At 65.0% G+C, this 25958-nt stretch carries 24 protein-coding genes; 10 read left to right on the forward strand and 14 right to left on the reverse strand.

The features are described from left to right. Positions 1-5: 5 nt before the first annotated feature. From AC1DWU_RS00900 to AC1DWU_RS00915, 4 genes are read left to right on the forward strand one after another with little or no spacing between them, the layout of a single operon-like run. Positions 6-1052, forward strand: coding sequence for a Gfo/Idh/MocA family protein (locus AC1DWU_RS00900; protein WP_477148069.1), 1047 nt, complete (start codon positions 6-8; stop codon positions 1050-1052). Continuing rightward, positions 1049-1867, forward strand: a complete 819-nt coding sequence (locus tag AC1DWU_RS00905) for a sugar phosphate isomerase/epimerase family protein (protein WP_477148070.1) — start codon at positions 1049-1051, stop codon at positions 1865-1867. Before AC1DWU_RS00900 ends, AC1DWU_RS00905 begins: the two co-directional genes overlap by 4 nt. Next, positions 1864-2676 (forward strand): SDR family NAD(P)-dependent oxidoreductase, encoded by an 813-nt coding sequence (locus AC1DWU_RS00910; RefSeq protein WP_477148071.1) that lies wholly within the window; start codon positions 1864-1866, stop codon positions 2674-2676. Before AC1DWU_RS00905 ends, AC1DWU_RS00910 begins: the two co-directional genes overlap by 4 nt. After that, positions 2673-3425 carry an SDR family NAD(P)-dependent oxidoreductase gene (locus AC1DWU_RS00915; protein WP_477148072.1) on the forward strand — a complete coding sequence of 251 codons (753 nt, stop codon included), beginning with the start codon at positions 2673-2675 and terminating at the stop codon, positions 3423-3425. Before AC1DWU_RS00910 ends, AC1DWU_RS00915 begins: the two co-directional genes overlap by 4 nt. On the opposite strand, the gene AC1DWU_RS00920 is transcribed toward AC1DWU_RS00915, so the two are convergent. From AC1DWU_RS00920 to AC1DWU_RS00940, 5 genes are all read right to left on the reverse strand, one after another. Next, positions 3426-4424, reverse strand: coding sequence for an ABC transporter permease (locus AC1DWU_RS00920; RefSeq protein WP_477148073.1), 999 nt, complete (start codon positions 4422-4424; stop codon positions 3426-3428). Positions 4425-4434: 10 nt separating this feature from the next. Then, positions 4435-5976 (reverse strand): sugar ABC transporter ATP-binding protein, encoded by a 1542-nt coding sequence (locus AC1DWU_RS00925; RefSeq protein WP_477148074.1) that lies wholly within the window; start codon positions 5974-5976, stop codon positions 4435-4437. A gap of 89 nt (positions 5977-6065) precedes the next feature. Continuing rightward, the gene (locus AC1DWU_RS00930; protein WP_477148075.1) at positions 6066-7019 is read right to left on the reverse strand and encodes a sugar-binding protein; all 954 of its coding nucleotides are present in this window, start codon (positions 7017-7019) and stop codon (positions 6066-6068) included. Positions 7020-7201: 182 nt separating this feature from the next. Beyond that, positions 7202-8218: an ABC transporter permease gene (locus AC1DWU_RS00935; RefSeq protein ID WP_477148076.1), complete on the reverse strand. Its 1017-nt coding sequence runs from the start codon at positions 8216-8218 to the stop codon at positions 7202-7204. A gap of 13 nt (positions 8219-8231) precedes the next feature. Continuing rightward, a complete protein-coding gene (locus AC1DWU_RS00940) occupies positions 8232-9029 on the reverse strand; it encodes an ATP-binding cassette domain-containing protein (protein WP_477148077.1) in 798 nt (265 codons plus the stop codon). Positions 9030-9475: 446 nt separating this feature from the next. On the opposite strand from AC1DWU_RS00940, the gene AC1DWU_RS00945 reads away from it, so the two are divergent. Next, positions 9476-10465, forward strand: a complete 990-nt coding sequence (locus AC1DWU_RS00945) for a substrate-binding domain-containing protein (RefSeq protein ID WP_477148078.1) — start codon at positions 9476-9478, stop codon at positions 10463-10465. A 69-nt stretch (positions 10466-10534) separates the two neighbouring features. Here AC1DWU_RS00945 and AC1DWU_RS00950 read toward each other — a convergent pair whose 3' ends face one another. From AC1DWU_RS00950 to AC1DWU_RS00990, 9 genes are all read right to left on the reverse strand, one after another. Beyond that, the gene (locus tag AC1DWU_RS00950) at positions 10535-11650 is read right to left on the reverse strand and encodes an NAD(P)-binding domain-containing protein (protein ID WP_477148079.1); all 1116 of its coding nucleotides are present in this window, start codon (positions 11648-11650) and stop codon (positions 10535-10537) included. A 330-nt stretch (positions 11651-11980) separates the two neighbouring features. Further along, on the reverse strand, positions 11981-12892 hold the full coding sequence (locus AC1DWU_RS00955) for a dihydrodipicolinate synthase family protein (RefSeq protein ID WP_477148080.1): 912 nt from the start codon (positions 12890-12892) through the stop codon (positions 11981-11983). A 226-nt stretch (positions 12893-13118) separates the two neighbouring features. Beyond that, positions 13119-14033 (reverse strand): TIM barrel protein, encoded by a 915-nt coding sequence (locus tag AC1DWU_RS00960; RefSeq protein ID WP_477148081.1) that lies wholly within the window; start codon positions 14031-14033, stop codon positions 13119-13121. 26 nt (positions 14034-14059) lie between these two features. Further along, on the reverse strand, positions 14060-15136 hold the full coding sequence (locus AC1DWU_RS00965; protein WP_477148082.1) for an ABC transporter ATP-binding protein: 1077 nt from the start codon (positions 15134-15136) through the stop codon (positions 14060-14062). A gap of 11 nt (positions 15137-15147) precedes the next feature. Then, the gene (locus AC1DWU_RS00970) at positions 15148-16065 is read right to left on the reverse strand and encodes an ABC transporter permease subunit (protein ID WP_477148083.1); all 918 of its coding nucleotides are present in this window, start codon (positions 16063-16065) and stop codon (positions 15148-15150) included. A 9-nt stretch (positions 16066-16074) separates the two neighbouring features. Beyond that, complete coding sequence (locus tag AC1DWU_RS00975; protein ID WP_477148084.1) at positions 16075-16959, reverse strand: ABC transporter permease subunit; 885 nt, start codon at positions 16957-16959, stop codon at positions 16075-16077. Between the two features lie 66 nt (positions 16960-17025). Next, positions 17026-18366: an extracellular solute-binding protein gene (locus AC1DWU_RS00980; RefSeq protein ID WP_477148085.1), complete on the reverse strand. Its 1341-nt coding sequence runs from the start codon at positions 18364-18366 to the stop codon at positions 17026-17028. Positions 18367-18631: 265 nt separating this feature from the next. Continuing rightward, entirely contained in the window at positions 18632-19021 is a 390-nt protein-coding gene (locus AC1DWU_RS00985; RefSeq protein ID WP_477148086.1) for a hypothetical protein, read from the reverse strand. 139 nt (positions 19022-19160) lie between these two features. Next, positions 19161-20087: a MurR/RpiR family transcriptional regulator gene (locus AC1DWU_RS00990; protein ID WP_477148087.1), complete on the reverse strand. Its 927-nt coding sequence runs from the start codon at positions 20085-20087 to the stop codon at positions 19161-19163. 299 nt (positions 20088-20386) lie between these two features. Between AC1DWU_RS00990 and AC1DWU_RS00995 the strand changes: the two genes are divergently transcribed. The 5 genes from AC1DWU_RS00995 to AC1DWU_RS01015 all read left to right on the forward strand — a co-directional run bounded on the left by AC1DWU_RS00995 (position 20387) and on the right by AC1DWU_RS01015 (position 25877). Next, on the forward strand, positions 20387-21205 hold the full coding sequence (locus AC1DWU_RS00995; protein WP_477148088.1) for an ABC transporter ATP-binding protein: 819 nt from the start codon (positions 20387-20389) through the stop codon (positions 21203-21205). A 7-nt stretch (positions 21206-21212) separates the two neighbouring features. Further along, positions 21213-22058 (forward strand): ABC transporter permease, encoded by an 846-nt coding sequence (locus AC1DWU_RS01000; protein ID WP_477148089.1) that lies wholly within the window; start codon positions 21213-21215, stop codon positions 22056-22058. A gap of 77 nt (positions 22059-22135) precedes the next feature. After that, entirely contained in the window at positions 22136-23299 is a 1164-nt protein-coding gene (locus AC1DWU_RS01005; protein ID WP_477148090.1) for an ABC transporter substrate-binding protein, read from the forward strand. Positions 23300-23504: 205 nt separating this feature from the next. Beyond that, a complete protein-coding gene (locus AC1DWU_RS01010; RefSeq protein WP_477148091.1) occupies positions 23505-24584 on the forward strand; it encodes a Gfo/Idh/MocA family protein in 1080 nt (359 codons plus the stop codon). Positions 24585-24665: 81 nt separating this feature from the next. Next, positions 24666-25877 carry an amidohydrolase/deacetylase family metallohydrolase gene (locus AC1DWU_RS01015; RefSeq protein WP_477148092.1) on the forward strand — a complete coding sequence of 404 codons (1212 nt, stop codon included), beginning with the start codon at positions 24666-24668 and terminating at the stop codon, positions 25875-25877. Positions 25878-25958 lie beyond the last annotated feature (81 nt).

Here is a 25958-nt window from a genome sequence, read left to right on the forward strand (position 1 = left end):
ACAGTTTGAGCAAGGTCAATATCGGCGTCATCGGCGCCGGCTGGTGGGCGACCCTCAGCCACATCCCCGCTTTGCGCGCCAACCCGCATGTCGGGCTGGTCGCGGTGAACCGGCCGGATGCTGAGGGCATGGAGAAGGTGGTCGCGAGCTTCCCCGGCGTGAAGCCCTACTTCGACGCGGCGGAGATGCTGGCGAATGAAACGCTGCACGGCGTTGTGGTGGCGTCGCCGCATGTCCTCCATGCCGAGCATGCGCAACTGGCGCTGTCGCGCGGCCTGCCGACGCTGATCGAAAAGCCGATGGCGACCAGCGCCGCAGACGCGCGTGCCCTGCTGGCAACAGCGAACGCCAACAATACCCAGATCATCCTGCCCTACGGCTGGAACTTCCGCCCGATCGTCGAAACCGCGCACCAGTTGGTAGCCGATGGCTGGGTCGGCGAGGTTCGCCACGTGGTGGCGCAGATGGCTTCGGCGCTGGCCGACCTGTTCGGCGGCGAGCCGATGGTCGAAACCAAGGAGCACCTGTTCCGCCCGCCGGTTTCCACCTGGGCCGACCCGAAGAAATCCGGCGGCTACGGGTGGGGGCAGCTGACCCACGGGCTCGGAGCGCTGTTCCGCATTGTCGATCTCGACCCGGCGCGGGTGTTCGCGAAGACCGGGCTCTCCCCCGCCGGTGTCGATTTCTACGACGCGGCTGTGGTGGAGTTTACCAATGGCGCCACCATGGCGCTGTCGGGTTCGGCGACGGTGCCGAAGTCGCGCGGCTACCAGATCGACATCCGCATCTTCGGCACCGAAGGCATGATGCTGTTCGACATCGAGCGAGCCCGCGTTGAGGTGATCCGCCACGACGGCAAAACCCACATCGCCGATCTCGGGCCCAATGCCGGCGCCTACGAGCAGGTAGCGCCGATCACCCTGCTGGTCGATCTCGCCCGCGGCCAGAAGGTACCCAACCCAGCCGACGGCGTCGTCGGCATGCGCTCCAGCGTGCTGCTCGACGCGATGTACCGCTCGGCCAAATCGGGGCGCATGGAGGACGTGCTGTGAAGCTGAGCGTCACCAGTTGGTCGTTCCCCGAGCTGACACTCGACGAGGTCGGCGGGCTGGCGAGGGTGCTCGGCCTCGAAGGCGTCGATGTCGGCTACTTCTATCGCTCGGCGCTCGACCGGACGCGATTGCTGGCAGCGCCCGCGGCCTATGCGGACGAGGTGCGAAGGCGCCTGCCGCTACCGGTGTCGAACCTCTACCACCTGTTCGGCAACTCGGTCGCCGACCGCAACCTCGCCGACCCGGCGAACCGCGCTGCGAACACTGCCGATTTTGCTGCCGTGCTGACGTTCTGCGCAGCGGCTGGATCGCCCACGGTGTTCATCCTGCCCGGCGTGATCAATGGTGCGCAGAGCCGGGCACTTGCACTGACCGAGACCGTCGAGTCACTGAAGCCGCTGCTCGATCTCGCGGCGAAGACGGGCGTGACCGTCTGCGTCGAACCGCACGTCCACTCGTACCTCGAAAGCCCTGCCATCACCGCCGAGCTGTGCGAACGCGCGCCCGGGGTGAAGCTGGCGCTCGACTACGCGCATTTCGCCGTCGCCGGCTACCGGCAGGACGAGATCGATGCGCTCGCCCGCTGGGCCGGCCACGTCCATCTGCGGCAGGCGAGGCCGGGTGCGCTGCAGGCGAAGCTCGACCAGGGGACGCTCAACTTCCCCGCCATGTTCGCGACGCTACGCGATGCCGGCTACGATGGTTGGATCGCCGCCGAGGTCGTGCACCAGGGCTATTTCGATACGCTGCACGATGACGTGCTGACCGAGACCGTGAAGCTGCGCGACCTGTTCCGCGCGTGGAGTGCCCGATGAGCGCTGGAGCCATTATCGTTACCGGCGGAGGCGGCGGCATCGGCCGGGCCATCGCCGAGCGGCTGGTCGCAGACCACCACCGGGTGGTCATCGCCGACCGCGATCGCACCATCGCCGAGGACGCTGCCAGGGCGATCGGCTGCGACATCGAGATCATCGATATCGGCGACGAGGCTTCAGTCGTTGCCGGGGTGAAGGCGGTGGCCGAGCGCCACGGCGGGCTGTTCGGGGTCGTCAACAATGCCGGCATCCACATGCAGGCGTTGGTGGTGGAGACCGCGGTCGAGGACTGGGACCGGATCTTCTCGGTCAACAGCCGCGGCACCTTCCTGATGTGCCGGGAGGCGGCGCGGATCATGGCGGCGCAGGGCACCGGCCAGATTGTCAACATCATCACCAAGCTCGGCTTCGGCAACCCGTTCTCGTCGGCCTATCTCGCCTCGAAGAACGCCATATGGGGCCTGACCCAGTGCCTCGCCATCGAGATGGCCTCGAGCGGCGTGCGGGTGAACGCCATTGCGCCCGGCCATGTCGGACCCGGCACCGGGATGGAGAAGGCGTTCCGCGCCAAGGCCAAAAAGCTCGGCAAGAGCTGGGACGATTTCGAGGCCGACGTAGTCTCGACCATCCCGCTGCACCGCTGGTGCACCCCCGAGGACGTGGCCGGCGGCGTCGCCTGGCTGATGGGCCCCGACACCAGTTTCGTCACCGGCGAACTGATCAACATCACCGGCGGCTTCCAGGCCTATGCCTCGACGCCGAGCGCGGACTCCGTCCGCGATGCAGCAAAGCGGGGCCCGGCAAAATGAGCGGATCGCTGCAGGGCAAGGTCGCGCTGGTGACCGGTGCCCGCGCCGGGCTCGGTGCTGCTACGGTGCTGGCGCTGGCAGAACTCGGCGCAACCATCATCGCCACCGGTCGTAAGGCCGGCGACTGTGGCGACGTCGTCGCAGCGGTCATCGCCAAGGGTGGCACGGCGACAGACTTCGCGCTCGACGTTTCCGACCTCGCCACCATCCCCGCCCGTGCCGCGGCAGCCCTCGCGCTGCACGGCCGCATCGATATCCTCGTCAACAATGCCGCGACTATCGCCCCAATGGCGAAGCTCAGCGAACTCGACCCGCTGGCCTTCGACCAGTCCCTTACGATCAACGTCAGCGGCCCCGCAGCACTGGTCGCCGCACTGTGGCCATCGCTCAAGGGGGCTCGCGTCATCAATGTGGTGAGCGGCGCGGCGAACCACGCCATGACCGGTTGGGCCGCGTACTGCGCAGGCAAGTCGGCACTGCTGATGCTGACCCGATCGATCCAACTGGAGGGCGCCGATATCGGGCTCCGCGGCTTCGCCTTCGCGCCGGGTCTGGTCGACACCGATATGCAGGCCTCGATCCGCGCGGCCAAGATCAACCAGATCTCCGACGTACCGCGCGAGAACCTGCAGCCGCCGGAGCGGCCCGCCAAGGTTATCGCCTGGCTGGCGAGCGGCGCGGCGGACGACCTCGCCGGGCAGTATGTCGATATCCGCCAGGAAGGCCTGCTGGCCCGGGTCGAGGGCTGATCACTCGCCCGGCTTGACCGCCAACTCCTCGCTGCTGCGTGCCGCTTCGGCGATGCGCCGGCGCGCCCGGAAGGCGCCCCATTGCTGGTCGACCAGGACGCCGATTAGGATCACCCCGCCCATCACCGCGAAGTTGAGCGACGAGGGAATTCCGAGGAGGTTCACGAGGTTCTGCAACTCCTGCAGCAGGATCGTGCCGAGGATCACCCCGACGATCGAACCCTCGCCGCCGCGCAGCGAGAAGCCGCCCAGCACCGCCGCCGCGATGGCGTAGAGCTCGTAGAAATTGCCCTGCGACGAGGGCTGCACCGAGCGGGTGTACATGGCGAAAAAGATCGCCGCGAGCGCCGTCAGCCCCGCGCAGATCACATAGGCCGAGGTGACCACCACATCGGTCCGGATGCCGGAGAAGCGCGCCGCCTCCTCGTTCTTGCCGATGGCGAACAGGTAGCGACCGAACACCGAGCGGTGCAGCGTGAACCAGGCGATCACCGCGACGACGGCGAGCACATAGACCGAGACCGGGATGCCGCCGATGCGGGCGACGAAGAAATCGAGGCCGGGATACTCGCTGCCGAATGGGAAGCCCGCGGTGGCATCGGCGGTATAGCCGCGCGCCACGCCGCGATAGATCAATAGGCCGCAGAGCGTCACCACGAATGGCTGCATCTTCAGCTTCGTGATGAGCAGGCCGTGGGCCAGCCCCAGTGCCAGTCCGAGGATAATCACGATAGCGGCGGCGATCGGCCATGGCACGCCCTTGGCGCCGACCAGATCGACGAACAGCACGCCGAGCAGCGCGATCATCGAGCCAGCCGAAAGCTCGATGCCGCCGGTGATGATGACGAAGCCCTGCCCGATGGCAAACAGCCCGAACAGGCCGATTAGGTTGGCGGTGTTGGCGAGGTTGTTCGGCGACAGGAACAGCGGGTTCTTGAGATAGACCCCGAGTCCAACGACGAGGATGAGGACCAGGAGACCGAGATCCTTCTTGTTCATGCGTTCCCCCTCACCCGGCCTTGGCCATCGGTTTGCCGACGGCGAGCCGCAGCACGTTCTCTTCACTGAAATCGACGCGCTCGATGAGGCCGGAAATCCGGCCCTCATGCATCACCGCGATCCGGTCCGACACCCCGATCACTTCTTCCATGTCTGACGAGATCATCAGCACCGCGACGCCGGCGTCAGCGAGCCCGCGCATCAGCCGGTAAATCTCCGCCTTGGCGCCGACATCGATGCCGCGCGTCGGCTCGTCGAAGATCAGCACCTTGGGCTGCATGGCCAGCCATTTGGCCAGCACCACCTTCTGCTGGTTGCCGCCGGAGAGGCTGCCGGTGCGGGTGGTGACCGTCGGCGCCTTGATCCCGAGTTCGGTGCGGCTCAGTTCAGCCTGCGCCCGCTCCAGCGCCGGCGACACCAGGCCACCCGGTGCATAGACCGTGAGGTTGGGCAGGCTGATATTCTCGGCGATCGACATGTCGAGCAGGATGCCCTCGCCCTTGCGATCCTCGGGGATGAGGAAGATGCCGCGCGCCACCGCGTCCGAGGCGTTCCGCAACGTGATCGGCTGGCCATTGAGGGTGATGGCACCACCATAGCGATGATCCACCCCGAACAACGCGCGCGCCAGTTCGGTGCGGCCGGAGCCGACGAGACCGGCGAGGCCGAGGATTTCACCGGCATGCAGTTCGATGTTGATCTCGTGCGTGGGGTAGGTCGCCGTGCGGACGCCGCGGGCGGCCAGCACCACCTCGCCCTTGGCGATTTTCGGCGCGGCGTAGGCGACCTTGAGGTCGCGGCCGATCATCAGCTTGACCATGCGGTCGTGGTCGATCTCGGCCTTCGGCAGCTCGCCCACCAGCACGCCATCGCGCAGCACTAGCACTCGATCGCAGGCGCGCTCGATTTCGTGCAGCCGGTGCGAGATGAAGATCACGGCGATGCCTTCGGCCCTCAGCCCGGCAATCACCTCGAGCAGCTTGTCGGTTTCGGCCAGCGGCAGCGACGAGGTCGGCTCATCGAGGATGACGAGGCGCGCGTTGACGGAGAGCGCCTTGGCGATCTCCACCATCTGCTGCTGCGCCAGCGACAGCTTTGCTACCGGCGTGTTGGGCGAAAAGTTCGCGCCAAGCCGCTTAAGATAGGGCAGCACATCGGCGCGCATCTGCTTCTCGTCGACGAGGTTCAACACCCCGCCGCGGCGTGGTTCGCGCCCGATATAGACGTTGGCGGCGACGTCGAGATTGTCGAACAGGTTGAGTTCCTGGTGGACGAAGGCGATCCCCGCCTTCATCGAGCCGCCGACGCTGAGGCCCGCATAGGGCGCGCCATCGATTTCGATGGTGCCGCTATCCGGCGCGGTGACGCCGCCGAGGATCTTCATCAGCGTCGACTTGCCGGCGCCGTTCTCGCCGACGAGGCCGATGACCTCGCCCGGCGCGACCACCATGTCGAAACCGCTGAGCGCCACGACACCCGGATAAGTCTTGCGAACGGCTGAGAGCTTCAGGAAGGGCCGCACCGGCGCTTCTTGATCGAGGCTATCGAGCATCGCACCTCCCCGCACGTTCCCGCCCGAACGCTACCAATAGCGCGGCGCGGACGACAGCCCCCCTGCCGCCCGCGCCGTGCCGTCCGTTGTCAGCCGGCGATCTTGGCCTTCAGGTCGGCCGAGAACGCGTCGACATTGTCCTTGTTGATCACGGCCGTCGGCACGATGATCAGGCCGTCAGCCGGGATGCCCGACTTGTCGCCCTCGAGGTACTTGGCCATCAGCTTCATGCCCTGGTAGCCCCACTCGAACGGCTGCTGCACCACGGTGGCGGCGAACGAGCCTTCCTTCACTGCGCCCAGCGTCACCGGGTCTTCGTCAAACGCCACCACGGTGATCGCGCCGAGCTTGCCGGCGGCCTGCAGCGCCTCGTAGATCTTGGGCGGGTTGTACGAATAGAACCCGACCATGCAGTTGATCTCGGGGTTGGCCACCAGCACGTCGTCGACATTGGTGCGGGCCTTGGTGAAGTCCACGTCGTCGCCGCGCACGTCGACCAGCTCGATGCCCTTGCCCTCGATCGCCTGGCGGAAGCCGGCGATACGCTCGACGGCGTTATCGGCGCCGAGGAAGCCGACAAAGCCCATGCACTTGCCTTCCTTGCCGGCCATGGCCTTGACCATTTCCTCGCCCGCCTGGACGCCAGCAAGGGTATTGGACGAACCGAGATAGGCGATGCGGTTCGATGCCGGAGCATCGGAGTCGGTGGTGAACAGCGGCACCTGCGCCGCGATGCGGTTGAACGCGTCGATCGAGTTCTTCGGATCGGCCGACGAGATCATGATGGCATCGGTGCCGGCGGCCACGAGGTCATCCATCAGCGCGTTCTGCAGCGCCGCCGTGCCCTGGGCGGGATAGCGGAACTGCAGTTCGTAGTTGGGTAGTTCCGCCTGCGCCTTCTTCACGCCGGCTTCCGCCAGCTTCCAGAAGTCCGACGAGGCATTCACGACGAAGGCGAGCTGCTGCTTCTCTTGGGCGACAGCGCCGCCGACGAGCATGAAACCAGCGGCAACGATGGCCGCGATACTGACTAGGCTCTTCATCATTCCTCCCTGGCCGCCGTGACGGCGGCACCATTGGCTTCGTCTCGCACCCCTCTCTCCCCGGCCCTGTTCCGGGTCGTGTCCGCTTCCGTCGAAGCTGAGGTACGTATCTCAACCCGGCACCAAGAGAGACGGTGCCATCCCGCCGCCGCGACCGGCGGCGGGAATTCCGTGTCGCGGGGTTACTCCCCGATTTCCTTGTTGCGCAGCCGGTCGAAGGCGACGGCGAGCACAATGAACGCCCCTACGAACGTCCCCTGCCAGAACGTGCTGATGCCGAGCAGCGTCAGCGAATTGCGGATGATTTCAATGAGCGCCGCGCCGACCACGGCGCCAAGCGCCGTACCGGAGCCGCCGGCGAGATTGGCGCCGCCGATGACCGCCGCAGCAATGACCGTGAGTTCGAGCCCGGTGCCGAGCCCGGTGGTCACCGAACCCAGCCAGCCAGTTTCGAGGAAGCCGGTAATGCCGGCGCAGAAGGCGACGAACATGTAGACCGAGACCTTCACCGCCTTCACCGGCACACCGGTGAGGACTGCGGCTTTCTCGTTGCCGCCGATGGCGTAGAGGTGCCGGCCCCAGCGGGTCCAGCGCAGCGCGAAGCCGGTGATCAAGGCCAGGATGACCATGACGATGAGCGGGTTCGGGATCGGCAAGCCACCGACGATCACCGAGCCGCCGCCGATGGCGAAGAGAATCGGTTGATCCGGGCCGAACTCGTAAATCAGTGCATTGTTCGACATCACCATGCCGATCGAGCGGGCGACCGACATCATGCCAAGCGTCACCACGAACGCTGGCATGCCGGCGACCGCGATGAGCATGCCGTTGATGAGGCCAACCAGCAGCGAAGCGCCGATTGCCGCTGGCAATGCCAGAGTGATCGGCAGGCCCGCGTGCATGATCAGCGTCGTCACCATGGCCGAGATCAGCACCGTGGCGCCGACGGACAAATCGATGCCTCCGGTGACGATCACCGCGGTCATGCCGAGCCCGACAATGCCGACGAAGGCAAAATTGCGGGTGACGTTGAACAGGTTCTGCGGCGTCGCGAAGGTCTTGGTCAGCAGCATCATGGCGATGATGGCGATGACCACCGCGAGCAGAATCCAGAAGATTTGCCGGCTGATAAGCCAGGGCAGAAAGCCCTGATGCGTCTGCTGGTCGATGGCGTCCCTGAGAGAAGTGTCGGTCGTCATGTCGGCAAGCTCCTCAAGCGCTCTGCAGCGCGCCGGTGATCAACCCGGTCACTTCCTCGGGCGAGGAATCGGCAACCCGCTTGTCGGCGACCTTGCGGCCGCGCCGCAGCACCACCAGGCGATCGCAGACGGCGAATACGTCGGGAATACGGTGGCTGATCAGCACCACCGCGATGCCCTGCTCCTTTAGCCGGCGGATGAGGTTCAGCACCTCGGCCACCTGCCGCACGCTGATCGCTGCTGTCGGCTCGTCCATCAGCACGATCTTGGGGTTGGAGAGCCGCGTGCGGGCGATGGCCACCGCCTGCCGCTGGCCGCCCGACATGCGGCGCACCAGGTCGCGCGGCCGGGTTTCCGACTTCAGCTCGGCGAACAACTCGCCGGCCTTCTTGTACATGCCGCGGTAGTCCAGGATTTCCGGCATGAACAACCGCCAGCCGCGGCGGCGCTGCCAGAACGGCAGTTCGGCCTCCGCCGGGGTCCGCGAGATGGTCGTCAGCTCGCGGCCGAGGAAGATGTTGGCGGCGGCGGTGAGGTTATCTGCGAGCGCCAGGTCCTGGTAGACGATCTCGATGCCCTTGGAGCGCGCGTCCTTCGGGCCGTGCAACTGCACCACGTGCCCATCGAGGCTGATGCTGCCTTCCGATGGATGGAAATTGCCGGCGATGATCTTGACCAAAGTGGTCTTGCCGGCGCCGTTATCGCCCACCAGCCCAACCACTTCGCCGGCGTTTAGTGTCAGCGAGATATCGGTCAGCGCAGTGATAGCACCGTAGTGCTTGGCGATGTTCGCCAGCTCGAGAACCGCCATCGTTGCCCCTCCCAAGGCTGGAAGGCTTTGCCCTCCCGCAGATGTCGTTGGCAAATCTATGAGCGATGGCGCGCCCACCGTCAATCGACTTCGAACATCGCCGCAGACGACGGCAAAGACACCCGTCCGTTTGCTATTTGGCCAGTCTTTCCGGCGTCTTCTGCAAGATGTCTGACAACTTGGACGGCTTGAATGTGCACGTGCATCAGCGCGATTGACTATTGTTCGACGCCGCCCCAGTATCCGCCCCGATATGCGGTGCGCCGCGGCCCGTCAAAGCCCGACAGAGGCTCAGGCCGCACGCCTGTGGAGGGACTGAGGAGCTCATCGAGGCGATATGGAGCGGCAGCGGGCGGCTAGGGACCACCCGCATTTTCACGCTCCAGCCGCACTTGATCGGGAGGCTCGATAAAGCGGGCCGGGACTGAACCCTAGGGAGGAGAACTATGCGTAAGACTATGTTTGTGCTCGCCGGCGCGGCTATTGCCGTTGCGCTCGCGGGCGGCGCCGTGGCGCAGGATAAGAAGATCCTGGCCGTGGTCGTCAAAGGCCTCGACAATCCGTTCTTCACGGTGATGGGCCAGGGCTGCGCCGATTGGAACACTGCGCATGCCGACAGCGAATACACCTGCCTCTACACCGGCCCGGCGCTCAGCTCGGATGAAGCCGGCGAAGTGCAGATCGTGCAGGATCTGATCAGTAAGGGCGTCGCCGGCATCGCGATCTCGCCGTCCAACGCTCCGGCCATGGCCAACATGCTGAAGGCCGCTGCACCGACCATGCCGATCATCACCGTCGACGCCGACCTGCTTCCGGCTGACGCTGCCCTGCGCAAGACCTATTTCGGCACCAACAACTACGACATGGGTGTCGGCATGGCCAAGGAGCTGATGAAGCTCAAGCCGGAAGGCGGCACCGTGTGCCTGCAGCTCGGCAACGTCGCGGCGGCCAACATCAACGAGCGTGCCGCTGGTTTCCGCGACACCATTGCCGGCGCCAAGGGCACCGAAAAGCTCAACAACACCAACGGCTGGACCGAGGCCGAGGGCTGCCCGACCTATACCAACGACGACATCCCAACGGCCAACCAACAGATGGCCGACGTGTTCACCGCACAGCCGGATCTCGATGCCTTCGTGCTCGTCGGCGGCTGGGCTCAGTTCGGGCCGCAGGCCTACGCCCAGAACACCGACCAGGTCATGGATCGGCTGAAGTCCAAGGACCTGGTGATCATCGCCGGCGACACGCTGCCGCCGCAGACCCAGGCGTTCCGTGAGGGCCGCAGCCACTTCCAGATCGGCCAGCGGCCGTACCAGATGGGCAACGAGGCGCCCGATATCCTGATCAGCCTGATCAAGGGCGAGACCGTCGAGGATCCGAAGTTCACCGGTCTCGACCTCTGCACGCTCGAAGATCCGGGTATCTGCGCAAAGTAAGCTGACGCCAAAAGACGGCGGACGATTGGGGCACGCTTCGGCGTGCCCCTTTTGCTTTGGTCGGGCGCGCTACAAGCCCAGCGTCGCCAACAACTCGGCGGCTGCTGCGGAGCCGGCGCGGTTGGCGCCGATGGTGGAGGCCGACGGCCCGTAGCCGACGAGGTGGATGCGCGGCTCCTTGACCACCTGGGTGGCGAGCCGCCCGCCCATCAGGATGCCGCCGGAGGGCTCGCGCAGCATCAGCGGCGCGAGGTGATCAAGCGAGGAGCGGAAGCCCGTGCACCAGAGGATCACGTCGGCCCGCTGCTCGGTGCCGTCGGCCCAGCGCACCCCGGTTTCGGTGATCTCGGCGAACATCGGCAGACGGTTCAGCGCGCCGCGGGCGTCCATCGCCTCGATCAGCGGCGTGCGCGGCAAGCCGGTAACCGACACCACCGAGTTGGGCGGCAGACCCTGCCGCACCCGGTCTTCAACCAGCTTCACGGCGGCGCGGCCCGCTTCCTGATCGAACGGGCCTTCGCGGAACTGCAGCGGCCGCCGGGTCACCCAGGTGGTGCTGGTGAGCAGCGAAATCTCGTTGAGCAGCTGGATGGCGGAGATGCCGCCCCCGACGATCACCACGTGCTGGCCGGCGAATTCCGCAGCGGTTCGATAATCGCGGGTGTGGAGCTGCCGCCCCTTGAAGCGCTCACGCCCCGGATACTCCGGGATGAACGGCGTCTCCCAGGTTCCTGTGGCGTTGATGATGCCGCGCGCCGAGAAGGTCTCGCGATCCGTCTCGATGCGGAAGCGATCGCCGCGCGGGCAAACCACCTTCACCTTGACCGGACGATATACGTTGAGCCCGAAGCGCTGCTCGTAGGCCGCGAAATAGCTCGGCACCGCCACGGCGGCCTCGACCGACTCGTTGCTGGTGTCGACCGCCTCGGAAAACTGCATGCCCGGCAGGTCGTGCACCCGGTTCACGGTGCTGAGCGTCAGCGACGGCCAGCGGAACTGCCACGCGCCCCCGGCTTGCGGGGATTGGTCGAGGACGACGAAGCCGCGGCCCACGTCGAGGCCGCGATGCTTGAGGTTGTAGGCCGATGACAGCCCCGCCTGCCCCGCGCCGATAACGACGATCTCGGTCTTGATGGCGACGCCCGTCGGCGGAGCGCTGGGAGTGGCGAGGGTTTCGGCGTCCATGGTGGGTCCTGTTATTGCCCCAGAGGTAGGGTGGCGCCACCGTCGGCGCAACCGTGCACGTTTGAACGGTTTGAACGCGTTTCGTTCAGTTCTGCGCGCACCATTATTTTCCCCCTCGCTTCTGAGCACGACCGGCAGTGTCGCATGGTGGCGAGTGGCGGGGATAAGGGCGGCGACCTGGTTGGTTTTCCGGACAGTTCAGCGCGGTACGAGCGGGCCGCGACCTGCTTTTATGCCTTGATACGTCAGCCTGGCTGACGTTCGAAATTCGACGGTTTGGGCGAAGATGAGCAACAGATGAACGGGATTTTCGCCCCGTTTCGGCAGTTGTCACACGCCTCCGGGCAGGGCGGCCACGCGTTCGCGCAGCTCGCCGAGCTTATCCGCGGCGAACGGCATGAGCGGCGGCCGGACGCGGCTCCAGCCTTCACCATCCGGACGATCCGCGAGAATCGCCTTGATGGTGGGAATCTGGCCGTAGCTGTTGAGCATCGCCCGCGCCGCCTCGATCCGCGCCTGCGCCGCATCGACATCGACTGCCCGGACCGGGTCGGCGTGGTGGTCGTAGATGGTGCGCAGTGCCGGGGCGACGAGGTTGCAGGTGGCGGTGATACAGCCGGCGCCGCCGATCTTGAGGAACGGCAGTAGCAGCGGATCAGCGCCGACCATCACCGCGAAGCCGGGATTGTCCTCGACCAGCCCCTGCATGTTGCCGTAGTCGCCCGACGAGTCTTTGAGACCGACGACAGTACCCGGAAACGCCTTGATCAGCCGCGTGACCAGCGGCCGGCTGAGCGGCACCGCCGAGGTCTGGGGGATGTGGTAGAGGATGACCTTGAGCCGCGGATCGGCCACCGCCTCGATGATCCGCGCATAGGCAGCGAAGATGCCGTCGTCGCTGACGCCCTTGTAGTAGAACGGAGGCAACATCACGACGCGGGTGATACCGAGACTCAGCGCGTGGCGGGTGAGGTCCACCGTATCCGGGATGGCCGCGACGCCGACGCCGGGTGCGAGTTGGTCAGGAGTGACGCCGGCCTTGAGCGCAGCTTCGAGGATGGCCTTGCGCTCACTGACCGAAAACGAATTCGCCTCGCCCGTGGTGCCGAGCAGCGCGATGCCGTGGCAGCCATCGGCGAGGAGGCTGAGGCAGTGCTCGCCGAGCCGTTTCAGGTCAGGACTGAGGTCGGCGTTGAGGGGCGTGACCGCCGCACAATAGACGCCCGAAATGCCGAAACCCATGCTGTCGCTCCCCACCCCGTTGGCGGCATGGTGCACGAACGGATGAGGGCAAGGCAAGTTGCGGGCAGCTAGGCGTGGGCCGCCCCCTCCACCATGCTTCGCATGGTCCCCCTCCCCCGCCMCGCGGGGGAGGATCAAGGAGAGATCGTGCCACAGCGGATCCTCCCCCGTGCAACGGGGGAGGGGGACTGGGTGGAGGGGGCGGCCCCACGCACCGGCTTACGGATTACTCCGCCGCGACTGCAGTCCGAGCGTCGTCCAGACCCGACAGTGCCTTGGCGCGCGCGAGGCTCTCCGGCTGCTCGCGGCGATAACGGCGGCCGATTTCCATCATTGCCACGGTATCGGGCAGGAAGCTGAGTTCGGCGAAGATCTCTTCCCAGGCGATGTCGCCCCAGCCGAGCGGCATGTGCAGGTCGCCAATGCCCATCGCGGTGTTTTCCTGCGGGTGGAACGGCTTGAAGAAGCCCTGCGGCCGGCCGAAGGAATCGTGGAGGTGGAGATGCCCGGCGACAGGCGCCATGGCGCGGATCTCGGCGCGGAAATCGAGGCCCTTGAACGTCGACTCGATATAGGCGTGGCTGAAATCGATCAGCGCCACGACGTTCGAGTGGTTAACGGCTTTGACCGTCTCGGCGACTTCTGTCGGAGTCTGGCGGTACTGACCGAGTTCGGTGGTGAAGATGTTCTCGAGCGCGATGCGGACGCCATGCGGGCGGGCGAAATCGGCGAGCTCGGTGAGCGCTTCACGCTCGCGCACGTCGGCACCGGCCCAGTCGGAAATGGCTTCAGCGCGGAGGTTCCCGCCGTGCTGCACCAGGATGCCGGCACCGATGCTGTTGCAGACCTCGACCAACGCCTTCGCGGCATCGATCTGATAGCGCTGCGTCACCGGGTCCATGAAGTTGGACGAAACGAGGCCATGCACGGTGTAGCGGAAGTCGAACTGCTTGGTGAGGTCGAGCAGCGCCTCGTGACGCTCCCGAATGATCTTGCCACCGGCGACCAGGTCGAGGCTGGTGACGCCGATCTCGACGGTATCGACGCCCATCTCGGCCAGCGCGCGCATATCGGCTTCGAGGCTGGCGAACTCGCCGTCGTCCGAACCGACGTTGAAGCCGGTCGCAATGATGTTGCTCATGAAATTTCTCCGTTGGTCAGGATGGTTCAGTGCTGAATGCGGCGCCCGTCCTCGAGCGAGAACAGGTGCAAGGCGCTGTCGGCGAGGCTGAGATGCACCGGCGTGCCGGACAGAAGCTCAGAGCTGTCGGTATCGAGCGCGACGATGCGGCTGCCATTGGCATCGGCGTGGATCAGGCGTGACGCGCCGAGTTCCTCAACATAGTCGACGACGGCCGAAATCGCGCCGTGCGTCTCAGCACCGGTGCGGCGCACCCCTTCCGGGCGCACGCCGAGCACGACCTTGCGGCCCGGCACGCGGATGCCGTTGAGTTGGCTGACGTTGAGCCGCCCGCCGCTGCCATGCACGAAATGCCCTTCGGCGTCGAACTCGCCTTCGAACAAGTTCATCGCGGGCGAACCGATGAAGTCGGCGACGAAGCGGCTGGCGGGGTTGTTGTAGACCTCGGTCGGCCTGCCGATCTGCTCGACCCGGCCGGCATTCATGATGATCAGCTTGTCAGCGAGCGTCATGGCCTCGGTCTGGTCGTGGGTGACAAACACCGAGGTGACGCCGAGATCGCGATGCAGGCGCCGCACTTCCGAGCGCATGGCGACGCGGAGCTTCGCATCGAGATTGGAGAACGGCTCGTCGAACAGGAACACCTTGGGCTCTCGCACCATGGCGCGTCCCATGGCGACGCGCTGCCGCTGCCCACCGGAGAGTTCGCCCGGGCGGCGATCGAGGAACGGCACGAGCGACACGGACTCGGCAACCTTCATTACCCGTGCATCGCGTTCGGCCTTGGGGACCTTCGCCACCTTCAGCGCGTAGCCGATGTTCTTGCGCACCGTCATGTGCGGGTAGAGCGCGTAGTTCTGGAACACCATGGCGCAGCCGCGCTCGCGTGGCTCGAGCTTGTTGACGACCGTGCCGGCGATGGAGATCTCGCCCTCAGTGATTTCCTCGAGTCCCGCGATCATCCGCAGCAACGTGGACTTGCCGCAGCCCGATGGCCCGAGGATAACGACGAACTCACCCGCTTCGATGTTGACGTCGACGCCGTGGATCACGGCGGTCTTGGCGTAGTTCTTCTTCACGCCCTTGATGGTGATCTGAGCCATGTTCTGTCCAATCATTTGTCGCGGGAAATGAGGCCACGCACGAACCAGCGCTGCATGAAGGCAACGACCAGCAGTGGCGGCAGCATGATGATGAGGGCGCCGGCCATGGTGACGTTCCAGTCGGGCGTGCCGTTCTGGGCCGGGATCAGCGCCTTGAGCTGCATCACCACAGTGCCGAAATGCTCGCGGTCGGTGGTGATCAGCAGCGGCCAGAGGTACTGGTTCCAGCTCGAGACGAACATGATGGTGGCAAGCGCCAGCATGTTGGTGCGGCTCAGCGGCAAGAGCACATCCCAGAAGAACTCGAGCGGATGCGCGCCGTCCATCTTGCTGGCTTCCACCAGCTCGTCCGGGATGGTCATGAAGAACTGCCGATAGAGAAAGGTGCCGGTTGCGGTGGCGACCAGCGGCAGGATCAGGCCGGTGTACGAGTTGAGCAGGTTCCAGTTGAGTGCGATCTGCACCCCGCTCATCGCCTGCACCAGCCCGGTAATCCCGAGCGTATCGAGGATCACCTGGAACGGCAGCAGCGCATTGGCGGCGATCGAGTAGGTCGGCACGATGCGCACTTCGAGCGGCAGCATCAGCGTGATGAAGATCAGCCAGAAGCAGATCATCCGGGCCTTGAAGCTGAAGAACACGATGGCGAAGGCGGAGAGGGAGGCGAGGATGATCTTGCCCACCGTGACGCCGACGGCGACGATCAGGCTGTTGATCAGCTTGGGGCCGAGGTCGCCACGGGTCCACGCCGACGCGAGGTTCTCGAACAGGTGCGAGGACGGCAGCAGGCTGATCGGCACCTGGCTGACTTCCTGCAGCGACTGCGAGCCGGCCACCAAGGTGATCCAGAACGGGATCACCACCAAGAGGGCACCGAACGCCATGGCGACGTAGGTGATGAAATCGAAGAAGGGGGAACGCTCGATCACGGCTTCACCTCAGTTGTAGTGGACGCGCCGTTCGACCCATTTGAACTGGACGAACGTGAGGCCGATGACGAGCAGCATGAGGACGATCGACTGAGCAGCGGCGCCCGAGTAGTCGAGGCCTTTGAACCCGTCGAAATAGATCTTGTAGACCATGACTTCGGTCTGCCCGATCGGGCCGCCCTCGGTCATCACGTCGATCAGCCCGAAGCTGTCGGTGAAGCTGGAGATCAGGTTCATGATGAGCAGGAAGAATGCTGTCGGGGCGATCAGCGGCAGCTGCAGGTCGATGAGGCGCTGGAACGGCCGCGCGCCATCCATGGCGCCCGCTTCCGAAATCGAGCGCGGGATCATCTGGAGCGCTGCGAGGAAGAAGATGAAGTTGTAGCCGATGCCAAGCCAGGCATGGCAGATGATGACCATTGCCAGCGCGTGCCAGCCATTGGTCGCCGGATCCCAGATGCCCGGCCAGATCTGGTTGATCGAGCCGATCAGCCCCGATTCTGGCGCGAAGATGAAGCGGAAGGCCACGCCGGCCGCCGGTGCCGCGATGGCATAGGGCCAGACGAAGATCGACTGGAAGATGCGGGTGCCCTTCAGCGAGCGATCGACGAACGCCGCGAGGGTGAGCGCCACGGCCATCGACAGGCCGGTTGAGACGATGGCGTAGAACGCGCTGCGCAGCACCGTCGTCCAGTATTCGCGGTCACGGAAGATGGCGAGGAAGTTGTCGAACCCGACCCAGGTGTTGCCGCCGCCCCAGGGCTGCTCGAGCGAGAACGCCCAGTAGAGCGCCTGCGTGGTCGGCCAGTAGAAGAAAACGAGGACCAGGATCAGCTGCGGCGACAGCAGCAGCCAGGGCATCCATCCGTTGCGGTAATAGGCGCGGCGTTCCATGGGGACCTTCCACCAAAATAGAATGCACGGACGGCCGGGGCCGCCCGTGCTGAAGTCAGGCAGAGATCAGAGCAGGTTCTTGCCGGCGTAGGTCGCTTCGAAGCGGCGAAGGATTTCGTTGCCCTTGGCATCGAAGGCCTCGAGGGCTTCCTTGGCCGGCACGTTGTTGAACAGCACCGACTGGATGGTCTTGACCATTTCGGCGCGGATTGAGGCGTAGTTGCCGAGGCGGATGCCGCGGGTGTTTTCGGTCGGCGGGGTGAAGGTCAGCGACTGGATGGCGAGCTCGCGGCCCTTGTACGGGGCGGCGTCGTAGAAGCCCTTGGCCTTCATGGCTTCAAAGCCGGTGTTGGTGACCGGGATGTAGCCGGTAACCGTCGACCACCATTCGGCCTGCTCGGGCGTGGCGAGGAAGGCGAAGAACGCCGCGGCGCCCTTGTACTCCTCAGGCGACTTGCCCTTGAGGGTCCAGAGCGAAGCGCCGCCCACGAGGCTGTTGGTGCGCTCGGTGCCGGCCCAGACCGGGATCATCGCGTTGGTCCAGTGCACGCCTTCCTTGGCCTGCTTGGAGAAGGTGCCGTGATCGGCAACCGACGACGAGGTGATCTGGCACTTGCCGTTGACGAAAGCGTCGTTGGCGGTTTCGCCGGCGTCCTTGGACTTATGAACGAAGAGACCTTCGTCATACATTTTCTTGATCCAGGTCAGCTGGTCGACGAACTTGCCCTTCGACACCACCATCTCGGCGTCGAGGCCTTCGAAGCCGTTACCCTTGGTGGCGATCGGCTGGTTGTGGACGGCCGAGAACTGCTCGAACCACTGCCAGGCACCGGCCGGGTCGAACGCCACCGGGCACTCGTAGCCGGCGGTCTTCATCTTGCGGGCGACGTCTTCGACTTCTTCCCAGGTCTGCGGCACGCCGGTGAAGCCGACCTTGGCCAGCGCATCGGTGTTGAAATAGATCTGCGCGGTCGAGGAGTTGAACGGCATCGACAGCAGCTCACCGGTCGACGTCGAGTAGTACGAGGCGATGCCCGAGAAATAGTTCTTCCAGTCGATCTGGTAGCCGTTCTCTTCCATCAGCTGACGCACCGGGACGTAGGCGTCGGACAGCATCAGGTCGAGCGTGCCGGCGTCGAAGATCTGGGTGACGGTCGGCTGCTTGTTGGCGCGGAACGCGGCGATCGTGTTCTGCAGGTTGTTGTCGTAGTTGTCCTGGCTGACGCAGACGATCTCATAGTCGGTCTGCGAGGCGTTGAACGTCTTGCACATGTCCTGAATGCGTTCGGACAGGTCGCCCGACAGGCCATACCAGAACTCGAACTTGGTCGCAGCGGCGGCGGGCGACGCTACGAAGGTCAGGGCGGTCGCGGCCAGAGCCGCGCTGAGCAGCCAGTTGGATTTCATCTCAAATGTCTCCGAAGAAAGGGAATGCCGGTCGATTTCTCGAGCGGCGCACTCCTAGTCGGAGACCACGACGGTTGGATTTCAGCGCGATGAACGAGCCGTGACACCTCGATGACGATCTGGTGTCAGCACAGCCAAGCCATTGGCGGATCAGGCGCAGTCGACTGTATGGCGGTCCAGCGCTGCAGCCCTCTGGGGCCAGTTCGCTGTGCATAACCGGGTTAAGGACAGCGGGATCGCCGTCGCGACCCCGCTCCACTCTACCCTACAGCGGGCAACGCTGGGGCAGACCGCCCGCCAGATAGGTGTCGCTGACGGGGTCGTAAGTGGCGAAACCGGCCTGGCAGGCTTCCTGGTGCTCGGCCCAGGAACCCGACGTTACCGCCAGCCGCGTTGCCAGCCACAGATTGGGCGGCCGCAGGCGCGACCTCGGATGGATCGCCAGTTCGGCGTTGATGGCCGCCGCTGCCGGGTCGAAATTCGGGTAGTTGGTATTGGCCGGGAAGCCGTAGACGTAGTCGCCGCCACTGGGCAGCGGCGTAGGCAGGATGGTGGGCGTGCCGCCGCGCACGATGATGTTGATCGGCTGCGCTGCAACCGGGGCGGCGGACAGGATTGTAAGAGTGGTGGTCACAAGGAGGAGCAGGTGTTTCATTTCCGATCTCCATGGCATCTGACACACAAACGTTGGCGGCAGCCAAAAGTAACACGCGTGCGGTCAATATTCCCGTCGCTTGCCCGGGCCGGTTAACAGGCCTCTTACAGTGGGCACCGTGTACTGGCATCACTCCCGCTCAGTCGCCCAGCGGCTCCAGCACCTTGCCTTTCCTGTGGTTCAGCACGGTGTACTTGATCCGGCGCAGTGTCTCGCGCGCATCGGGATCGAGCCTTGTGCCGACTGCGCTCGAAACGAGGTCGATGATGGCGAGGAAGGCGTAGCGTGAAGCGGTGGGCTTCAGCGGGTCGGGGAATTCCGGGATATCGACGGTGAGCGCCACATCGGCGGTGGCGGCGAGATCGGTATCCGGCGCGGTGATGCAGAGCGCCTTGGCACGGTAGTGCTTGGCGAGCTGCACCGCCTCCACCACTTCGCGGGTGCGCCCGGTGCCGGAGATTGCGATCACCAGGTCGTTCGGCTTCAGCGTCGAGGCCGTCATCTTCATCACGTACGGGTCAGAATGGGCGGTGACCACCACGCCGTAGCGGAACAGCCGGTTCTGCGTTTCCTGCGCCAGCGCGGTCGAACTGCCACCCAGCCCGAAAACCAGTACCTGATGCGCACTCGCCACCAGTTCGGCCGCCGCGATGATATCGACCGGGTCGATCTGCCGCTCGACGATGTTGAGCGCGTTCCGCGCTTCGCCAAACACTTCGGTCCAGAGCGGTGAGGCATTGGCGCTCGGCTCAGTCGGCGGGGCGGGCGAGAGATAGAGCCGCCCAACCACGACGCTCTGCGCCAGCTTCAACTTGAAGTCGCGCACGCCGTCGCAGCCGATGGCCCGGCAGAAGCGGGTGACCGTCGGCTCACTCACCTCGGCGCGCCTCGCAATCTCGGCGTTCGAGGCGTCGACCGAGAAGGTGACATCGGCCAGCACCACGTCGGCGACGCGGCGCTCGGCCGGCCTGAGCTCGCTGTAGGAGTCCTTGATCTGCGACAGGATGTCGGGGATCGGCTTGGCGTAGCCTTCGCCGCTCGGCTCGTCGCGCTTGTGCTTCCGCATGTCCGGCCTTCTGCCTGTGGGGTCCGACCCGACTTCTATCATTTCTGGCCAGCCAATGCCCTACCGCCGGAACGACGTTCTCTTAGGTGCTCTGCGTCCAAAATGTAGGAAACTTACACACGATGCAAGTGCCGAGACACCTGCAAATGCGGCAGTCCGGCTGACATACGAAAGCTCAACCTCTGCCGCTTGACTCGTAATGTAGGATAGTTACACACTGCCGCCTGGAGGGGGATAGAGCGGTTCAGGGGCCGCCTGGAACCCGTTCCACGATCTGGTACAGGGCAGCGCGAGGGGCGATGACGGCTGGGGATTCCAAGCAACCGAAACTGCAGGTGAAGGGCGCGACCAAGCTGTACAACACCCGCTCGGGCGACCTCCTGGCGATCGATCGCTGCTCGCTCGAGGTGATGGACGGCGAGATCGTTTCGATCGTCGGCCCATCCGGCTGCGGCAAGACCACGCTGCTGTGGTCTATGTCGGGGCTCCACGGCCTCACCTCCGGCGAGGTGCTGCTCGATGGCAAGCCGATCACCGGCCCCAATCCCGAGATCGGCATGGTGTTCCAGGAGGCCAACCTCCTGCCGTGGCGCAACCTCGACGCCAACATCAATTTCCCCTTCGAGATCAAGGGCACCAAGCCCGATCGCGTCTGGATCAACGAGCTGTTGAACCGCGTCGGCCTTGAGGGTTTTGGCGGGCGCTTCCCGCGCGAGCTGTCAGGCGGCATGCAGCAGCGTGCCGCGCTGGTGCGCGCGCTGAGCTACAAGCCCTCGGTGCTGCTGATGGACGAGCCGTTCGGCGCGCTCGACGCCTTCACCCGCGAGGAGATGAACCGGCTGGTCGAGGAAATCTGGCTCGATACCAAAACCACCATCGTCCTCATCACCCACTCGATCGAGGAGGCCATCTTCCTCTCCGACCGCGTCGTGGTGATGAGTCCGCGCCCGGGCCGCGTCGCCAATATCCACGAGGTGCCGTTCCCGCGGCCGCGCTCGCTCGAGATCATGTCGACCAAGGAGGTTTTCGACCTCACCAATGCCATCAAGGCGGAAATCGTCGGGACGCAGCAGAGCCGCTTCCCGAGAGACGCAGCCCAGCCGGCTCAGGTGGCGTGAGGATCAGATGAGCGAAACCGACGCCATTCCCGAATTCAAGAAGTCCGCCGGCGGCGCCGGCGAGGTCGGCATCACCAACATGTCCGCCCTCACCTCCGGCCCCGGCATCAAGTCGATGGGCGAGGTGCTGGCGATCGTCCTGGTCGCGGTGGTGATCATCGGCGGCACCGAGCTGCTGCTGAACCTCTTCGCCGTGCCGCAATATGTGCTCCCGAAGCCCAGCGAGATCGCGGTGGCCTTGTTCACCGACTTCCCGTTCATCGCGCCGCACCTCGGCCACACGCTGGTAGAGCTGTTTGTTGGCTTCGGCATCGGCGCAGTGGTCGGGCTGATCCTCGCGGCGGTGATCACGCAGTTCCCGTTCGCCGAAAAGATCATCACGCCGTACATCCTCTTGCTGGTGACGACGCCGATGCTGGCGCTGGTGCCGCTCTTGATCCTGCGCTTCGGCTTCGGCTACGAGCCGCGCATCATCGCCGTGGCGCTCGCTGCCGGCCCGATGGTGATGATCAACGCCGCCACCGGCTTCCGCCGTGTCGATCGCGGCAAGATCGCGCTGGCCCGCTCCTATGGCGCCTCGACGCTACAGATTTTCTGGAAAGTGCGCGCGCCGATGGCGCTGCCAATGATCTTCGTCGGCCTGATGGTCGGCTCGATCTTCGGGCTCTTGACCGCGGTCGGCGCCGAGATGGTTGGCGGTGGCTTCGGGCTGGGCAACCGGCTCACCTCCTACTCATCCATGATCCAGATGCCGCAGTTTTTCGCGGTGGTCTTGATCCTCTCCATCCTGGGCATCCTGATCTACGTGCTCTTCTTCCTGTTGGGGAAGAGGTACGCGAGCTGGGAGGCCTGAGGCACGGCCTGCCGCCGGAGGGAATGGCGGCAGGAAATAAGGGACTAAGGGACGTTCCATCAACAGGGGTATTTCCGATGACCAAGTTTTCGTTTCCGGGCGGCATAAGCCGCCGCACATTCCTCCAGGTTTCCGCAGCCGGCGTCGTCACCGCCACCGCGCTTGGCGGCATTGGCCGCGCCACTGCCGCGCCCTACTCCAAGTTCACCTGGATCTCGCCGCGCGGCACGCTCGAAGTGCTCGACGACTTCGGCTACTGGATCGGCAAGAAGATGGGCTATTTCGCCGATCTGGGCGTCGAGACCGAGCTGCAGCCCGGCCCGTCGGACGGCACTGCGACGGTCAAGTTCGTCGATGTCGGCCAGGCCGACATGGGCTTTCCGTCACCAGGTATTTTCTCGTTCGCGCTCGAGAACGGCATGAAGCTGAAGTCCGCCTTCCACTGGGGCGCACTCGATACGTTCAGCCTCGCTTTCCGCAAGGGCGAAGGCACCAATGACCTGAAGACCCTCGAGGGCAAGACAATCCTGCTCGGCTCTGCCGCCTGGCAGTCGATCGTCGATCCGATGCTGGCCGTCCACGGCGTCGATATCAGCAAGGTCAAATATGTCGAAGCCGGCTGGCCCACCTGGGGAACGGCGCTCGCTGCCGGCCAGGGCGACGCCGCCCTCGCATGGGAGGGCCTCCGGGCCGAGTGGATCGGCTCGAAGCTCGATTTCGAGTACTGGCTCGGCGTGCAGCGCTCGCCGCTGTTTGCCAACACCTACGTCGTCCGCGCCGCCGACCTTGAGGACCCGGACAAGAAGGCCTTCCTCGACAAGTACCTGCGCGCCTGGTCGATGGGCCTCGAGTTCGCCTACCACAACCCGATGGCGGCCGTGCACGCGGTATTCGAGCAGTTCCCGACGCTGGCCAGCAATATCGGTCCGGAGCTGGGTGCTACCTCGATCCTGCAGCAGATCAATGTCGTTCGCGGCGACATGGCGAAGCGCAAGGGCTGGGGCGACCACGACATGGCCGCATGGCAGACCTTCTTCGACAAGATCTACGACCTCAAGCAGATAACCAAGCCGATCAAGGCCGAGGACGTCTGCACCAATGACTGCGTCGGGCCGGCCAACGATTTCGACCACGACAAGGTCAAGGCCGACGCCGGGGCTTACCAGTTGCCGGCCGACCTGGCGGCGGTCGACATCGAAAAGGTGAAGGCACATCTGTTCGATCAGGCCGTGCCGGCCTGATCTGGCGTGATTGGTGCGGGCGGTGTCACGCCGTCCGCACCTCCTCCCCGGCGTCATTCCCGCTAAGGCGGGAACCTAGCGGGATGGGGGCAACGCCTGTGGAGGCCGAGAATCCCACTGGGTCCCCGCCTTAGCGGGGATGACGCCGGTGGTTCAGGGATTTCACGGCCTTGCGGCCGGAAACATAAGCGAATGGGAGGGCCGGATGGCCAACACGGTAAAAGTCCTGGTCGTCGGGCTCGGCAACATGGGCGCCTCGCATGCGAGCGCCTATCACCGCAATCCGGGCTTCGAGATCGTTGGGCTGATGAGCCGCTCGATCAAGACGAAGCCCATTCCGGACGAGCTCGCGGGCTATCCGCTGTTCGAGGACTATGACGAGGCGCTGCGGGTGGCCAAGCCCGACGCCGTCTCGATCAACTCGTGGCCCAACAGCCACGCCGAATACGCCATCAAGGCGATCAACGCCGGCGCCCATGTGTTCATGGAAAAGCCGCTCGCCACCAACATCGCCGACGCCGAAGCGGTGGTGAAGCTGGCGCGCGAGAAGAAGAAGAAGCTGGTGCTGGGCTACATCCTCCGCGTTCACCCCAGCTGGATGAAGTTCACCGAGCTGGCGCAGACGCTGGGCAAGCCTCTCGTCATGCGGCTCAACCTCAACCAGCAGTCGGGCGGCCCGACCTATGACTGGCACAAGAACCTGATCGACTCGCTGATCCCGATCGTCGATTGCGGCGTCCACTATGTCGACGTGATGTGCCAGATGACCAAGGCGAAGCCGGTGCGCGTACACGGCATCGGCGCCAAGCTCTGGGCCGAGGCTGACAAGCAGAACTACGGGCACCTGCATGTCGAGTTCGATGATGGCTCGGTCGGCTGGTACGAAGCCGGCTGGGGCCCGATGATGAGCGAGGTCGCCTATTTCGTGAAGGACGTGGTTGGCCCCAAGGGCGCCGTCTCGATCGTCCCCAACCCTAAGGCGCACAAGGAAGGCGTGTCGGACTCTTCCGATATCGACCAGCACACCAAGACCGACGCCATCCAGTATCACCACGCCGAGGTGGCGCCCGGCGACAAGAGCTTTGTTCGCAAGGACGAGATCTTCACCATGACGGACGAGCCCAACCACCAGGAGCTCTGCGACCGCGAGCAGGCCTTCTTCCTCAAGGCGATCCAGGAAGACCTCGACCTCACGGAGTCGATGGATGCGGCGGTGAACAGCCTCAGGATCGTGCTTGCGGCGGAACAATCGATCAACGAGAAACGCGTCGTCGAGCTCGCTTAGCCGAACCAACTCAAGGCGTAACGACCCCGGCGGGCAGGTTGCCCGCCGCGGGCCGCGCCGTACACGAACCGGAGACCATCGATGACTTCACCGGCAGCCGGACAGGGCTTCGATATCGTGCTCAAGGGCGGCCGCGTCCTCGACGAGCGCAACGGCGTCGATGGGCTGCTCGATGTCGCAATCAAGGCGGGGAAGATTGCCGCGGTGGGCAAGGACCTCGCGACATCAGGCGCCAGGGTCGAGGACGTCACCGGCAGCATCGTCGCGCCGGGGCTGATCGACATTCACACCCACGTCTACCACAAGGCGACCTCGCTCAGCGTCGACCCCGGCTTCATCGCCCGCCGCTCCGCCTGCACCACGCTGGTCGATGCCGGCAGCGCGGGGGCGGGCAACTACGACGGCTTCCGCGACTACGTTATGATCCACTCGCCGTACCGGATCTTCGCCTTCCTCAACATCTCGTTCCCCGGCATTTTCGGCTTCGACAAGGGTGTCTCGATCGGCGAGGCGACGCTGCGCTCGATGCTGCCGGTCGACAAATGCGTCGCCAAGGTCGAGGCCAATCGCGACCGCATCATCGGCGTGAAGGTCCGCATCGGCGGCCCGGTGACCGGCGAGCTCGGGCTCGGTGCGCTGGAACTGGCGCTGGAAGCCGCCAATGCGCTGAACCTGCCGCTGATGACCCATATCGGCACCGCCCCGCCGAGCTATGCCGACGTGGTCGACATGCTGCGGCCCGGCGACATCCTCACGCACTGCTACCGCCCCGACCCGAATTCGGCCATCGGCCCCGACGGCAAGGTGATCGACGCGGTGCTGAAGGCGCGCGAGCGCGGCGTGCTGTTCGACATCGCCCACGGCATGGGCGCCTTCGGCTATGAAAGTGCCGAGGCGGCGCTGAAGGACGGTTTTGCGCCGGACCTGATCTCGTCGGACGTCCACGTCATCGCCGTCGAGGGGCCGGGGTATGACCTGCTGCACACGATGAGCAAGCTGCTCAACTGTGGGCTGTCGCTGCCCGAGGTGATCGGCATGTCCGCCAACCGTCCAGCGCTGGCGATCCAGAAGCCCGACCTCGGCCACCTCGGCGTCGGCGCAGTGGCCGACATCACCGTGCTCAAGCAGTACGACAGCAACTACGTGTTCGAAGACGTCGTCGGCAAACGCCGCCAGGGCTCGAGCCTGCTGCAGCCAGTGTCGGTGTATCTGGGCGGCAAATCGATGGAAGTCAGCCGCCGGCCGTTCGAGGAAAGCTTCCTCATCGGCGGGCATCATGGGCATGCGCACTGAGGCTTGTCGCCGTTCCCTCAGGGGGAGAGGGGAAACCGATTTGCCCCGGCATTGAGCGAGCACCCCCGATCCCTCCCATTT

Source organism: Devosia sp. P2_G7, assembly GCF_056403495.1.